This is a genomic window from Mesorhizobium sp. M0862, from assembly GCF_040319795.1.
Classification (GTDB): Bacteria; Pseudomonadota; Alphaproteobacteria; order Rhizobiales; family Rhizobiaceae; genus Mesorhizobium.
This window is the reverse complement of sequence record NZ_JAMYOJ010000009.1, coordinates 13,591-27,090: the sequence shown is the minus strand read 5'-3', so window position 1 is coordinate 27,090 and position 13,500 is coordinate 13,591. Positions and strand designations below refer to the sequence as shown.

Annotated in this window: 19 protein-coding genes and 1 pseudogene; 17 read left to right on the top strand and 3 right to left on the bottom strand. The window is 62.9% G+C overall.

Annotated features, from left to right (window positions below):
• Window positions 1–2: 2 nt before the first annotated feature.
• A complete protein-coding gene (locus NKI15_RS15485; RefSeq protein ID WP_023706215.1) occupies window positions 3–590 on the top strand; it encodes a hypothetical protein in 588 nt (195 codons plus the stop codon).
• The gene (locus NKI15_RS15480) at window positions 590–931 is read left to right on the top strand and encodes a DUF6105 family protein (protein WP_023670995.1); all 342 of its coding nucleotides are present in this window, start codon (window positions 590–592) and stop codon (window positions 929–931) included. The genes NKI15_RS15485 and NKI15_RS15480 overlap by 1 nt, the downstream gene beginning before the upstream one ends.
• On the opposite strand, the gene ruvX is transcribed toward NKI15_RS15480, so the two are convergent.
• Window positions 849–1,355, bottom strand: a complete 507-nt coding sequence (gene ruvX / locus NKI15_RS15475; RefSeq protein ID WP_023688595.1) for a Holliday junction resolvase RuvX — start codon at window positions 1,353–1,355, stop codon at window positions 849–851. The genes NKI15_RS15480 and ruvX overlap by 83 nt on opposite strands.
• Window positions 1,356–1,520: 165 nt before the next feature.
• Between ruvX and NKI15_RS15470 the strand changes: the two genes are divergently transcribed.
• The 7 genes from NKI15_RS15470 (at window position 1,521) to NKI15_RS15440 (ending at window position 6,445) form a co-directional block, all read left to right on the top strand.
• On the top strand, window positions 1,521–2,228 hold the full coding sequence (locus NKI15_RS15470) for a metal-dependent hydrolase (protein ID WP_023706216.1): 708 nt from the start codon (window positions 1,521–1,523) through the stop codon (window positions 2,226–2,228).
• A gap of 44 nt (window positions 2,229–2,272) precedes the next feature.
• Complete coding sequence (locus NKI15_RS15465; RefSeq protein ID WP_023670998.1) at window positions 2,273–2,689, top strand: hypothetical protein; 417 nt, start codon at window positions 2,273–2,275, stop codon at window positions 2,687–2,689.
• A gap of 110 nt (window positions 2,690–2,799) precedes the next feature.
• Entirely contained in the window at window positions 2,800–3,087 is a 288-nt protein-coding gene (gene gatC / locus NKI15_RS15460) for an Asp-tRNA(Asn)/Glu-tRNA(Gln) amidotransferase subunit GatC (protein WP_023670999.1), read from the top strand.
• A gap of 7 nt (window positions 3,088–3,094) precedes the next feature.
• Window positions 3,095–3,550, top strand: coding sequence for a GNAT family N-acetyltransferase (locus tag NKI15_RS15455; protein ID WP_023706217.1), 456 nt, complete (start codon window positions 3,095–3,097; stop codon window positions 3,548–3,550).
• A complete protein-coding gene (locus NKI15_RS15450) occupies window positions 3,550–5,115 on the top strand; it encodes an amidase (protein ID WP_023712361.1) in 1,566 nt (521 codons plus the stop codon). The genes NKI15_RS15455 and NKI15_RS15450 overlap by 1 nt, the downstream gene beginning before the upstream one ends.
• A gap of 1 nt (window position 5,116) precedes the next feature.
• Window positions 5,117–5,566: a hypothetical protein gene (locus NKI15_RS15445; RefSeq protein ID WP_352514064.1), complete on the top strand. Its 450-nt coding sequence runs from the start codon at window positions 5,117–5,119 to the stop codon at window positions 5,564–5,566.
• A gap of 81 nt (window positions 5,567–5,647) precedes the next feature.
• Window positions 5,648–6,445 carry a YdcF family protein gene (locus tag NKI15_RS15440; protein WP_023706220.1) on the top strand — a complete coding sequence of 266 codons (798 nt, stop codon included), beginning with the start codon at window positions 5,648–5,650 and terminating at the stop codon, window positions 6,443–6,445.
• Here NKI15_RS15440 and NKI15_RS15435 read toward each other — a convergent pair.
• Window positions 6,394–6,991, bottom strand: a pseudogene (locus tag NKI15_RS15435) (DUF599 domain-containing protein). The gene NKI15_RS15440 and the pseudogene NKI15_RS15435 sit on opposite strands and share 52 nt — an antisense overlap.
• On the opposite strand from NKI15_RS15435, the gene NKI15_RS15430 reads away from it, so the two are divergent.
• The 5 genes from NKI15_RS15430 (at window position 6,897) to NKI15_RS15410 (ending at window position 10,782) form a co-directional block, all read left to right on the top strand.
• Window positions 6,897–7,151, top strand: a complete 255-nt coding sequence (locus NKI15_RS15430; protein WP_352886381.1) for a hypothetical protein — start codon at window positions 6,897–6,899, stop codon at window positions 7,149–7,151. The pseudogene NKI15_RS15435 and the gene NKI15_RS15430 overlap by 95 nt on opposite strands.
• 178 nt (window positions 7,152–7,329) lie before the next feature.
• Window positions 7,330–8,733: an L-serine ammonia-lyase gene (locus NKI15_RS15425; RefSeq protein WP_023706221.1), complete on the top strand. Its 1,404-nt coding sequence runs from the start codon at window positions 7,330–7,332 to the stop codon at window positions 8,731–8,733.
• 78 nt (window positions 8,734–8,811) lie between these two features.
• Window positions 8,812–9,249 (top strand): DUF1489 family protein, encoded by a 438-nt coding sequence (locus NKI15_RS15420; RefSeq protein ID WP_023671006.1) that lies wholly within the window; start codon window positions 8,812–8,814, stop codon window positions 9,247–9,249.
• 103 nt (window positions 9,250–9,352) lie between these two features.
• Complete coding sequence (locus NKI15_RS15415; RefSeq protein ID WP_023748390.1) at window positions 9,353–10,084, top strand: hypothetical protein; 732 nt, start codon at window positions 9,353–9,355, stop codon at window positions 10,082–10,084.
• Window positions 10,084–10,782 (top strand): DnaJ domain-containing protein, encoded by a 699-nt coding sequence (locus NKI15_RS15410; RefSeq protein ID WP_023748391.1) that lies wholly within the window; start codon window positions 10,084–10,086, stop codon window positions 10,780–10,782. The genes NKI15_RS15415 and NKI15_RS15410 overlap by 1 nt, the downstream gene beginning before the upstream one ends.
• 46 nt (window positions 10,783–10,828) lie before the next feature.
• Here the strand turns inward: NKI15_RS15410 and NKI15_RS15405 are convergent, their stop codons facing one another.
• Entirely contained in the window at window positions 10,829–12,223 is a 1,395-nt protein-coding gene (locus NKI15_RS15405; RefSeq protein WP_023748392.1) for a D-alanyl-D-alanine carboxypeptidase, read from the bottom strand.
• A 68-nt stretch (window positions 12,224–12,291) separates the two neighbouring features.
• Here NKI15_RS15405 and NKI15_RS15400 point away from each other — a divergent pair, with 68 nt between their 5' ends.
• From NKI15_RS15400 to clpS, 3 genes are all read left to right on the top strand, one after another.
• The gene (locus tag NKI15_RS15400; RefSeq protein ID WP_155927172.1) at window positions 12,292–12,567 is read left to right on the top strand and encodes a hypothetical protein; all 276 of its coding nucleotides are present in this window, start codon (window positions 12,292–12,294) and stop codon (window positions 12,565–12,567) included.
• Entirely contained in the window at window positions 12,564–12,893 is a 330-nt protein-coding gene (locus NKI15_RS15395) for a phasin family protein (RefSeq protein WP_023671011.1), read from the top strand. The genes NKI15_RS15400 and NKI15_RS15395 overlap by 4 nt, the downstream gene beginning before the upstream one ends.
• A 275-nt stretch (window positions 12,894–13,168) precedes the next feature.
• Complete coding sequence (gene clpS, locus NKI15_RS15390) at window positions 13,169–13,495, top strand: ATP-dependent Clp protease adapter ClpS (protein WP_023671012.1); 327 nt, start codon at window positions 13,169–13,171, stop codon at window positions 13,493–13,495.
• Window positions 13,496–13,500: the final 5 nt, after the last annotated feature.

The following is a 13,500-nucleotide window of genomic DNA, read 5'->3' as shown; positions in this document are numbered from 1 at the left end:
CCATGCGGCACATTTTGACGTCCTTTCTGGCCTTGCACTGGGCGCTGGTTTTCGCCCTGCTGGCGTTCATCTGTGTCGATGGAAACCGCGGCGTTGCGGGCGCTCTGGGCGTGCTCGGCGTCGTCGTGGAAAACACTCGTCTGGCCGATCTCGACAATGCTGCCGTCGTGGCGCCGCTGGCCATCGCCTTGCTGGTCGTGGCGGTGCTGTTTTGCTGGGTCTTCGTCGAGAGCCTGGTTAACGCCGCAGCGAGCCCGGACGGAGCCGACAGTGTGGCGCGGACCGCCTTCATTTCGGCATCCGCGGTGTTGTCGCTCATCCTGGTCGGCGGCGCAGCGCGAGGCATCAACGGCCTGTTTTTGGTTGTCGCCGTGCAATTGGCGGCACTTCTGGCCTCCTATGTCGCCATGCTGGCCGAGCGGAGGTCGGTCTTCGCTGTCATGGTTTCTCGGGAGGCAGAGAGCCGCGCCACCGCCCATGCCATGGCCAAGGGTGCCGCGCACGGCTCCTTGCTGTCGCGCATTTCCGGCCGTCCGGACATTGGTCCCAGCGGTCGCAGAGGCGGCTCCAGCCGCAGGGACGGTCACTGATGCGCACGCTGTTCGCATTGTGGGCCGCGCCACTCGCTCTGTTCTGGGGCTGGTTCTTCCTGTCGCTCAACGACATCAATTTCGGCTACGTCATGCTCAGCCGGCAGCTGCATGATTTCGTGTTTCAGCTCTACGGGCAGATGCTGGGCATCGATCCGGCGATCATTCCGGGCATGGTGGCAAGGGCCTGCATCTTCGACGGCTTCCTGCTGATGGCATTGTGGGCGTTTCGCCGCCGCCGCAACATCATGGCCTGGGTCAGGCGGCAGGCGGGGAATCCGGTTCCGTCCGATCGCGTGGGTCAAGCGACTGGAGCCGGTCCAGAACTCCCTGCAGAATAAAGGCCGCAGCCGCCGAATCGATCTTGCCGGCGCGCTTTCGGCGCGAGAAATCCATCTCGATCAGCGTCCGCTCCGCCGCCACCGTCGACAGCCGCTCGTCCCACAGCACGAAGGGCAGGTCGGTTATACCTGCCATGTTGCGCACGAAGGCGCGCGACTTCTGGGCGCGGGGACCTTCCGAACCGTCCATGTTGATGGGGAGACCGAGTACAAACGCGCCGACATTGTCCTTCTGCAGCTGGGCGAGCAGCGCTGCCGCATCCAGCGAAAACTTTTTGCGCAGGATGACCGCGCGCGGATGGGCGAAGGACAGGCCGCGGTCGGAAACGGCGACACCGATCGTCTTGTCGCCGAGGTCGAGCCCGGCCAGCGTCCTGCCGCCCTCCAGCCGTGCCGGCAGATCCTCGATTGCTATGATGCCCAACGGCTTTCCCCAACCAGTTTTACCGTGACCCAGTCTAACCGTGACCCAGACTTGCCGTCACAAAGAGCGCGACACGTTCTTTTGAACCGCGAGCACACTATGTCACTTTAATTTTGCTGCCGGCGTTCTATCTTCCGGCGCAACCAAAATCGAGGAACACGATCGATGAAATTGACCTGGTACGGACATTCCGCCTTCCGCGTCGAGACATCAGGCGCGACCATCCTGATCGATCCCTATCTCGTCGGCAACCCATCATGGACGAGCGGCTGGGAGGAGCCGGCGGAAGGCGTCACCCATGTGCTTCTGACCCACGGCCACAGTGATCATGTCAGCGGCGCGGTGGAGGTGCTGAAGAAGAGCGGCGCCCAGCTGGTCGCCAATTACGAGATCTGCATGTACCTGGTCGGCAAGGGCGTCGACGGCAAGAAGATCAATCCCGGCAATCATGGCGGCACCGTCGATTGCGGTGCCTTCACCACCACATTCGTGCAGGCACTGCATTCCTCGTCGTTTGGGCTCGATGGCGGCCAGAACGTCTACCTCGGCAATCCCAACGGGCTGGTCCTGCATTTCCCGGAGGACAAGACGCTCTACCATATGGGCGACACCGACATCTTCTCCGATATGGCGCTGATCGAGGAATTGCATGAGCCGAAGATCGGCCTCGTGCCGGTCGGCGACCGCTTCACCATGGGCGGCGCGGTGGCGGCCCTGGCCTGCCGGCGCTTCTTCCACTTCGACACCGTCGTGCCATGCCACTTCGGCACCTTCCCGATCATCGACGCGACGGCGGAGAAGTTCGTGGCCGGCCTCGAAGGATCAGGTGTCGACGTAGCCTTGCCAGCCATCGGCCAAACGATCACACTATAGAGCGATCGTTGAAACGATCCCTTGTCGCAAAGGGGAATTAAACCATGGGTTTGAGAGAGACTCTTTGCGTTTCGATGCTGGTCGCTGCGTCGCCCGCATCCGCCGCCGAGGACTTCATCAAGGGCGTTTACCTCCAGACCCAGGAGCTTTGCGCGCAAGCCAAAAAGGACACGCTGCAGACGCTGATCGACACCGGCAATGTCATCTTGTCGGCGGACGGCCTGCAAAGCGTCGAGTATAATTGCGAGTTCGTCCAGGTCACCAAGGCGACGCGCTCGCCGAGCTGGGCGGTCACTGCAATCTGCCAGGAGCCGGGCTTTCTCTTTCCCGATATACTGTCGATCACGCAGATGAACGCGACCCAAATCGACATCGTCTCGGTGCGCCCGACCGCCGACGAAGGCGAGCAGGCCGGCAATGGCGGCAGCTATTATCTGTGCGAGGGTGTATCGCTGCCCTAGGCTGAAATGCCGCCCTGGCATGAACGGGCTCTATCCCCAAGCACGATCGATGTTGCGCGGCACGCGCCACGCCGCTATAGCGCCATCTGGTTTTCCCAAAGGCTAAAGACATGTCCGTTGATCTGCAAACTGTGAAGCGCGTCGCGCGTCTCGCCCGCATTGCGGTGAGCGAGGAGGATGCCGAGCGCATGACCGGCGAGCTGAACGCCATTCTGGGCTTTGTCGAGCAGCTGAACGAGGTCGATGTCTCCGGCGTCGAACCGATGACATCGGTGACGCCGATGGAGATGAAGAAGCGCCAAGACATCGTCACCGACGGCAACAAGGCTGCCGATATCGTCGCCAACGCGCCGGCCACTGACGAGAATTTCTTCCTCGTGCCGAAGGTCGTGGAGTAGCTGGCCGATGGCAATCGAGATCGCCATCGAAACGCCGCTGCAGGACGATGTCCGCGCTTTGGTCGAGGAGCTCAACGCGACGCTGCTCGAACTGACGCCGCCGGAGCATTGCTACCATCTGACGGTCGAGCAGATGGCTGGCGACGACACCACCGTGTTCATCGCCCGCGACGACGGGCAAGCCATCGGTTGCGGCGCGCTGAAGCGCCATGACGCCCGCGTCGGTGAGGTCAAGCGCATGTACACGCGGCCCTCGCATCGGGGCAGGAAGATCGGCGCCAAGATCGTCGAACATGTCGAAACGCTAGCGCGCAGCGAAGGGCTGAAGCGTCTGGTGCTGGAAACCGGCGACCGCCATCCCGCCGCCTGGACCGTCTACGAACGGGCCGGCTTCTCGCGCTGCGGGCCGGTGCTGGATTATCCCGATTCCGAGTGGTCGGTGTTTTACGAAAAGAGCCTTTGATGAGCGAACTGACCCATCTGACAATTTCGCAGGCGCGCGCCAAGCTGCGCGCCAAGGAGATTTCGGCCGTCGAAATCACCGAGGCCTATCTCGGTGCCATCGAGCGCGCCAATCCGGTGCTCAATGCCTACATCGTCGTCACCGGCGACAAGGCGCGCGATATGGCCAAAGCTTCCGACGCCAGGCTCGCCAAGGGCCAGGGCGGTGCGCTGGAGGGCATCCCGCTCGGCATCAAGGACCTGTTCGGCACCGAAGGTGTCCACACCCAGGCCTGCAGCCATGTGCTCGACGGCTTCAAGCCGCGCTACGAATCGACCGTCACCGCCAATTTGTGGGCAGACGGCGCCGTCATGCTGGGCAAGCTCAACATGGACGAGTTCGCCATGGGCTCGTCCAACGAGACCTCCTATTACGGCCCTGTCGTCAATCCGTGGCGGCGTTCGCGCCTCGACACGGTGGTGATGCCGACCACGCATCAGGGCGATGGCGGTTTCGTTTCGGCCGGCGGCACCAAGACCGCGCGCACGCTGGACAATGCCCAACTGGTGCCGGGGGGCTCGTCGGGGGGCTCGGCTTCCGCCGTCTCGGCTTTCCTGTGCGCCGGCGCCACCGCCACCGACACCGGCGGCTCGATCCGCCAGCCAGCCGCCTTCACCGGCACCGTCGGCATCAAGCCGACCTATGGCCGCTGCTCGCGCTGGGGCATCGTCGCCTTCGCTTCGTCGCTCGATCAGGCGGGCCCGATCGCCCGGGACGTGCGCGATGCCGCGATCATGCTGAAGTCCATGGCCTCGGTCGACGCCAAGGACACCACTTCCGTCGACCGGCCGGTGCCGGATTACGAGGCGGCGATCGGCAAACCGATCAGGGGCATGAAGGTCGGCATTCCCCGGGAATACCGCGTCGACGGCATGCCGGAAGAGATCGAGGCGCTGTGGCAGAAGGGCATTGCCTGGCTCAGGGATGCCGGCGCCGAGATCGTCGACATTTCGCTGCCGCACACCAAGTATGCTTTGCCGGCTTATTATATCGTTGCGCCCGCCGAAGCATCGTCCAATCTGGCGCGCTATGACGGCGTCCGCTACGGCTTGCGCGTGCCAGGCCAGGACATTGTCGACATGTACGAAAAGACCCGAGCCGCCGGGTTCGGTCAAGAGGTCAAGCGTCGCATCATGATCGGCACCTATGTGCTGTCGGCAGGCTATTACGATGCCTACTATCTGCAGGCGCAGAAGGTGCGCAATTTGATCAAGCGCGACTTCGAGACGGTTTTTGCCGACGGCGTCGACGTCATCCTGACGCCGGCGACGCCGTCGGCCGCCTTCGGCATCGCCGACGAGGACATGGCCGCCGATCCGGTGAAAATGTACCTCAACGACATTTTCACGGTGACCGTGAACATGGCCGGACTGCCGGGCATTGCCGTGCCTGCCGGCCTCGATGCCAAGGGCCTGCCGCTCGGCCTGCAGCTGATTGGCCGTCCCTTCGACGAGGAAACCCTGTTCCAGACAGCCGCCGTCATCGAGCAGGCGGCGGGAACCTTCCAGCCGGAGAAGTGGTGGTAGCATGCCGCCTCCGTCTCGCATTTCCATCGTCGAGACGGGAAACGAACTGCTGATCGCGAACCCGCCACGCACCTCGGATTTCAGGACAGTCTTTGTCCTGATCGGGGCCGCGATCGTCGCCTACACCGGCTACATGGGATTGACGGATATGTCGTCCGCAACGCTCACCAGCGGCACGCTCGGCCTGCTGTCCTTCGTGGCGGTCATTGCCCTCTTCACCTATTTCCTGGGCAAGGATTTCATCTGGCGGGTGTTCGGCAGGGAAACCCTGCGGCTGACCGACACCGCAGCCGTGCGCTCGGTGAGGGGTTCTTTGCGAAATCGGTGGTCACTGCCTTTGAAAGGGCATCTTAGGGTCGAAATCCTCGACCATACCTATCCCACGGACGAAGTGGGACTGTCGGAAGTCATCAGAACGCGAACGGCGTCCTTGTTTTCGGCAGGGAGTTAAGCCGCCTCGAAGCGGAAGCGGTAGCGAGTGCGGTCGAGCACTTCACCGGCCGTCACAATTTGAGCTGGAGATAGGCAGGCAATGTTCTTCTATCTCTCCAAGGTATTCTGGTTCTTCGTCCAACCACTCAACCTGGCGATCTTCCTGCTGCTTGCCGGCTTGCTCGCGGCGCTGATCGGCCGCCGGCGATTGGCGGCGGCGGGCAGTGTGTTCGCCTTCCTGATTCTGGCGTTGTCGGCCTGGACGTCGCTTGGCGCCATGATGCTCAATCCGCTCGAAGAGCGCTTCCCAAAGCCGCCGCTGCCGCGGAAGGTCGACGGCATCGTCGTGCTCGGCGGCGGCTTCGAGGGCGCCATCAACCTGGCGCGCGGCGGCTATGAGCTGAATTCGGGCGGCGACCGCATGGTCGAGGCGGCGATCATTGCCCGGCGCTTTCCCGAGGCGAAAGTGGTTATCTCCGGCGGCACCGGTGAACTGTTCATCGATGGCGAGGGCGATGCGGCCACCGCGCCGCGCCTGCTCGGTGCGCTTGGAGTCGACGCCGATCGCCTGATGCTCGAGAACAAATCCCGCAACACCTATGAGAATGCGGTCTTCACCAAGGAACTGGTAACGCCGAAACCGGGCGAGACCTGGCTGCTGGTGACCTCCGCCTTCCACATGCCGCGCGCCAAGGCGCTGTTCGACAAGGCCGGCTTTCAGACGGTCCCGTGGCCTGTCGACTATCGCACCTCGGGCAAGGAAGGCTTTGGCCTGTTTCGCGACAACGCACCCGATTCGCTGCAGACCACGACCATGGCGATCCGCGAATGGATCGGGCTCGCCGCCTATTGGCTATCGGGCCGGATCGACCAGCTTTTCCCCGGCCCGGGCGGCTGACCGATCACCGCTTGTCGCGCCGCTGAAAAGAACTGGCGCCGCACCAGCACCGCCAGAAGCAGCAGCGTCGACAGCACGAACACGATCGGGTCGACGAACCAGCCGAGATAGCCGATCGAGAAGAACACCGCGCGCAGGCCTGAATTGAAATGCTTGCCGGCCAGCATGTTCATGCGCGCCGCGCGCCACACCGCCGTTTCGCTGACCGGGTTGCGTGACGCCTCGCCATAGGGGATCGGCACCGCGCCGATCAGGATCGTGCAGTAGTTGAAGAGACGGTAGGCCCAGCCGAACTTGAAGAAGGCGAAGGCCAGGATCAGCACCAGGCCAAAGACCTTGATCTGAAAGGCGGAGCGCGATGAGGTCGCGTTCAACGGCAGGTCGTTCAGCACGGCAAGGACCTGATCCGAGGCGCCAAGCAGCGCGAAACAGCCACCGAGCGCGCTCGGCCATGGTGCGCATCCAGGCCTCGCGCTGCACGTTCATGGCCATCGTCAACGACACCCGGCTGACCAGTCTGCCGTCGGACGCCAGCGTATGCAGCAACCATGCGAGCAGGAAGAAAGCCAGCGCCGCCAGATCAGCCGTCGACAGATGGAAGGAATCGCCCATGCCCCCTTTTACCACAGGCAAAGCGGTCAGTTCGATGCTCCAATGCATGCCGCCCAGAAGTGAGCTGCGGTTCTGGGACAACGACATGCATTGAAACAAGAACTTAAAGCGCGTCGCATGAATCCGTTTCAGCGCGACGCGCTTTCAGCCGGGGATGTCGCTGCCGGAGCAAACAAGGTCGGCAGGTGCAGCGCCGCAATCCGCAAAACAGCACAAACATCATGGAAAATCCTATATGTAGGTCTTGATCCCATTCCCGGAGACGGCGCACCGTGTTTCTTTCGGTTTTCGACTTGTTCAAGATCGGCATCGGACCGTCGAGTTCGCACACGATGGGACCGATGACGGCGGCGTGGCGGTTTCTCGACGAGATCGCCGGAGATGACTGGCCGCGCCCGGCCGGCGCGAAAGTTGATCGTCTGGGCGCCAGCCTGCACGGTTCGCTCGCCTATACCGGTATCGGCCATGGCTCGGATCGCGCCGTTGTCCTCGGCCTTGCCGGCCTGACACCGAAGACGGTCGATCCCGATCAGGCCGAGGGCATCGCCACGCGCATCGCCGCCGAGAAGCGGATATCGCCACACGGCCATCCCTCCTATCGCTTCGACCCGGCGACGGATCTGGTGCTCGACCGCAAGACGCCGCTCGCCGGCCACGCCAACGGCATGACCTTCTACGCTTACGATGCCGGCGACCGGCTGCTGCTCAAGCGCATCTATTATTCCATCGGCGGCGGCTTCGTGGTGTCCGAGGAAGAGCTGCAGCGGATGAAGGTGAAGGGCTCGGTGACCACAGAAGGCAAGAAGGTGCCCTATCCCTTCAAGAACGCCGTCGAGATGCTGAAGATGGCAGGCAAAAGCGGCCTGTCTATCGCCGACATGAAGCGCATCAATGAAGAGACGCATATGTCGCGCGAGGAGCTCGACAGCGGCCTCGATGCGATCTGGGGCGCCATGAAGGGCTGCATCGACCGCGGCCTGTCGCAGGACGGCATCATGCCGGGCGGGCTGAAAGTGCGCCGTCGTGCCCGCATGCTGCACGACAAGCTGCAGGAGCAATGGCAGCAGAACAAGCCCAACCCTTTGCTGGCCAATGACTGGCTGTCGATCTACGCCATGGCGGTGAACGAAGAGAACGCCGCCGGTGGACGCGTCGTCACCGCGCCGACCAATGGCGCGGCCGGCACATTGCCGGCGGTGCTGCGTTACTGGCTGCATTTCCACCCCGAGGCCGACCAGCCGAGCATCCGCGACTTCCTGCTCACGGCCGCCGCCGTCGGCGGCATCATCAAGACCAATGCCTCGATCTCCGGCGCCGAAGTCGGCTGCCAGGGCGAGGTCGGCTCGGCCTCGGCGATGGCTGCCGCGGGTCTCTGCGCCGTCATGGGCGGCACGCCCGAGCAGGTCGAGAACGCCGCCGAAATCGCGCTCGAACATCATCTCGGCATGACTTGCGATCCGGTCGGCGGTCTGGTCCAGGTGCCTTGCATCGAGCGCAACGCGCTCGGCGCCGTCAAGGCGGTCACCGCCGCCTCTCTGGCGATCAAGGGCGACGGCGTCCATTTCGTGCCGCTCGACGCCGCAATCGAAACAATGCGCCAGACGGGCCTCGACATGAACGAGAAGTACAAGGAAACCAGCCTTGGTGGGCTCGCCGTCAATGTCGTGGAATGCTGACCGCGCAACGCCACTGGCACTGTGGAGAAGTCGGGCAGGGCCGTTGACGCAATCGCGCGCCGGACTAAACCTTAAGCGATGGCACTCAATCTCCTAAAACTGTGCGTCGGTTGCGACAGCGTCGAGGACCTCGAAGAATGGATCGCCTTCCGCCTCGATGAGCGCCGCCGCGCCGGCGAACCCGCCGAGCACTGGCACACAACCCGCATGGTGCCGACGCGCGGCGCCGAGGTCACCGATGGCGGTTCGCTTTATTGGGTGATCAAGGGCAGCGTGCAATGCCGCCAGCTGATCACTGATATCAGGCCCTTCACCGACGACGAAGGCATCGGCCGTTGCCGCCTGATGCTCGACCTCGACGTCGTGCGCACCGACTGGCAGCCGCGCCGCGCCTTCCAGGGCTGGCGTTATCTCAAACCTTCGGATGCGCCCGCCGATATCGGCAAGGGCAAGGCCGGAATGGTCGAGATGCCGCCGAAACTGAAGCGCGAGCTCGCCGATCTGGGCTTGCTGTAGAGCCAAGGGCGCGGCCGCTTCTCCCAGAGCGTCGAGCGCTGGCCCTTCATCTTGTCCAAGGCTGGACTTGCAAGGGGGCCGACAACGCCACATCTTGCTTCCTATGAGCGACAAGAAGCAGCGCGTGCCCGCCAGGGCCGATCCTGCGCCGGTCAAGCCTCAATCCAATGCCGGCGAGATCGACGCCTTTATCCGTCAGGCCCGGACGCTTGCCGCGTCCGCGACCGGCTCCGGGCGGCTGATCCTTGCGCTCGACGCCACGATGAGCCGCCAGCCGACCTGGGATCTCGCCACCAAGCTGCAGGGCGAAATGTTCGACGCCGTCGGCAAGGCCGGAACTCTCAGCGTCCAACTGGCCTATTTTCGCGGGTTGGGCGAGTGCCGCTCGTCGGCTTTTGTCGCCGACACCAATGCCCTGAAGCAGCTGATGACGCGGATCGACTGCCGTGCCGGCCACACCCAGATCGGCAAGGTGCTGGCGCATGCGCTGAAGGAAACGGCGGCGGCCAAGGTCAATGCTCTGGTCTATATCGGCGACGCCATGGAAGAGGATATCGACGACCTGGCGCAGAAGGCCGGCAGCCTCGGTCTGCACGGCGTTCCCGTCTTCGTCTTCCAGGAAGGCCATGATCCCGGCGCAGAAAAGGCGTTCAAGGAGATTGCGCGGCTGTCCAAAGGGGCTTGGTTCCGATTTGATCGGCGGGCTGCCGCGACCTTGGCCGGGCTGCTTTCGGCGGTTGCCGTCTATGCGACGGGTGGATTGAAGGCGCTCGAGGCAAGGGACAGGCCGGGAGATCGGCTGCTGATCGAGCATCTCAGGGGCGGCGGGAATTGATGGGCGCTATCATTGCACTTGTTGCACTGTTTCTGGTGCTGCTCGGCGCGGCGACGATCTTTGTCCGTGCCGATGCGCAAAAACTGGCAAGCGGCATGCGCACGCTCGGGCCGGTGCTTCTGGCGCTGGTTGGCCTTGCCGTGCTGGTGGTCGGGCGCGAAGGCATTGCCGGCCTCATCCTGGCCGCGGCCCTTGCCTGGTACGGTTCGATGCGAATGAAGGGGCCGTCGGTCGGGCCGGCGCCCGGCAAGCGCTCGACGGTGCGGACCGCCGCACTGGAAATGGAGCTTGATCACGATACGGGCGGGCTTGAAGGCCTGGTTCTGGCCGGCCGCCATGAAGGCAAGATGCTGGGCGCGATGGGCCTGGCCGAGCTGCAGCAGCTTTACCGCGAACTCCCCGGCGACCCGGAGAGCCGCCAGCTCCTAGAGACGTATCTTGACGGCCGTTTTCCCGTCTGGCGCAAAGACGCTGAGGCGAACGGTGGCGAAGGGCTGGGTGTTGCGCCAGGTGCGGGCGCCATGACTAAGGAGGAGGCCTACAAGATCCTTGGTCTTGAAGCGGGGGCCGCCGCGGCGGATGTCCGCAAGGCGCACCGCCGCCTGATGCAGCGCCTGCACCCCGACATCGGCGGCACGTCTTTCCTGGCGGCGCGGATCAACGAAGCCAAGGACGTCTTGCTCTCCAATCACAACTAGTCTCCTTCGACGCAGTAAATTTCCGGGAGATGGTTCCGACGCCGCCCTACTGTTGGACGGCGTAGCAGGCGATTTTCTTTTTCTTCAGGGCATTGCAGGCATTCCAGGCCGCGTCCTTCGAGCGGAAGCCGCCGAACCGGGCGCGGTAATAGGTCTCGCCATCCTTTTCGAAGGCGACGGTGAAACCGGAAGCAGCCCCAAGAACTTTGGGCGCCTGCTTGGCGGTCTTGTCGAGGAAAGCCTGGGCTTCGGACTGCTTGGGCGACGACGCCACCTGCACCGCCCAACCAGCCGGCACCGAGGCCGTGTTGACCGGGTCGACCGCCTGTGGGGATACAGGCGTGGGTTCGGCATAGGCAGCCACAATCTGCGCAGTTTCGACCTTCGGCGCCGTCACGATGACGGTCTTGACCTTCCTGGTCTTGACGACGGGGGCGGGCTCTTCGACCGCGGCCACCGTCTGTTCGTCGGCAGACTGGCCTTCAGCAGACTGCTCGTCAGCGGATGTCGGATCGTCATTGGACGCTACGGCATCGTCTTCAACGATCGGCTTGCCATCCGGCGTCGGCGCGTCATGCTTGGGCAGGAAGACCTTGGCCAGCGCCTTGACCGGATTGTCGCCGCCGGCCTTGGCGACCAGGGCGCCGCCGCCGCGGGTCGATGCGCGCGGCATGTAGGCGTTGATCAGGCCGGCCATCTGGTTGTCGCGGCTGCGCCCCGAAGTGCCGCCCATGACGACGGCGACGAGGCGGCGGTTGCCATCCGAAACCGACGAGACGAGGTTGAAGCCGGAGGCGCGGGTATAGCCGGTCTTGATGCCGTCGACGCCCTTGATGCGGCCGAGCAGACGGTTGTGGCCATTGATGCGCTGGCGGCCGTAAAGGAAGGAGCGCTGCGAGAAATAGCCGTAATACTGCGGATAATGTTCCCTGAGCGCTATGCCGAGCATCGCCATGTCGTGGGCGGTTGTGAACTGGCCGGGATCGGGCAGGCCGTTGGCATTGCGAAACACGGTGCCGTCCATGCCGAGCGCGCGCGCCTTCGCGGTCATCATGCGGGCGAAATTGCTTTCGCTGCCGCCGAGCAGTTCGCCGAGCGCGGTCGCCGAATCATTGGCCGACTTGGTCACCATCGACAGGATGGCGGTTTCGACCGAAACCGCTCCGCCCGCCTTGACGCCGAGCTTGGTCGGCGGTTCGGCCGCCGCTTTGGCCGAGAACGGCACGGGCGTGTTCCTGCTGATCCGGCCCTTCGCCATGGCCTCGAAGGTCAGATAGAGCGTCATCATCTTGGTCAGCGACGCCGGGTAGCGCCGGCCGTTGGCATCGGACGAATAAAGCACCTTGCCGGTCTTGGCGTCGACGACGATCGCCGAAGACCTGGCGGCCATCGAGGACGCGGCATCCGCAACGACAAATGACATCGCCAAAGCGAGGATCATGATCGTTTTGAGGGAAGATGCGGATTTTGAACCGAAGACCGACAACGCCTGACGCACTGATAGTTCCTTTGAAACTCATTGCCATGGAGGCGGCAAAGGGATCCGACCTCACTTGTCGTCAAACTATCGCGGCCAGCGTTACCAATCCGTTTATGGTAACCGGCGCGTTCACCATTTTCCTCGGGCTTGAGCCTTTCTTTATTCGAATTTTAGCTGTTGCCGGCGCAGCGCGGCCTGATGCCGCTGAAATCTTGACTTTTGTGCAGCGCACAATATATTCTCGTGCATTGCACAACCGCGCTCAGGCAAGGGCGCTTCAAAACGCCAAGGGAAACGTCAAATGACCCAGACCTACGAGGACTTCTCGAAATACGGCAAGGAGTTTGCCGATACCGGATTGAAGAGCTTCACCTCGCTCTCTAAGGGCGCGCAGGCGATCGCCACTGAAGCTGGCGAATACACCAAGAAGAGCTTCGAAGCCGGCAGCGCCGCGGTCGAAAAGCTGTTCTCCGCCAAGTCGCTGGAAAAGGCGGTCGAGATCCAGTCCGACTTCGCCAAGCAGAGCTATGAGAGCTTCGTTGCCGAGGCGACCAAGTTCGGCGATCTCTATGCCGATCTCGCCAAGGAGGCTTACAAGCCCTTCGAGTCGATTGTCGCCAAGGCGAAGTAATTTCGCTCGAGAATACCAGGCACGGCCTTTCGGGCTTGCAAAACAGACCCGGTCGCGGATGCGCGGCCGGGTTTTTTCATGCCGGTTCAATTCCGGGGCTTTGGCGGTTCACGATTTTGAAAATCGCCTCGGTTTCCCCACCTAGCCATATTGTCAGCTAACAAGAAGGGCTTAAAATCGTCCATCGAACACCTACATATCGAACTCGCATGGGGATTCGAAAGAGGCAGGACTACGTGACTTCAGGTTTGACTGCCACGACAAGCGTGGTGCGGATGCAAAGTGACGGCGACGGCAATGAGGCCGGTCGCGGCACAGCCGTCATTACGCGCACGAAGACCAAGACCAAGAAGCCCAGCCTTTACAGGGTCCTCATCCTCAACGACGACTACACGCCCATGGAGTTCGTGGTTCACGTCCTGGAGCGTTTTTTTCAAAAGGACCGCGAAGCCGCCACACGCATCATGCTTCATGTTCACAATCATGGGGTGGGAGAGTGCGGGGTCTATACATTCGAGGTGGCCGAGACCAAAGTGTCTCAGGTCATGGATTTCGCCCGACAGAATCAGCATCCGCTGCAATGCGTGATGGAGAAGAAGTGAGGTAA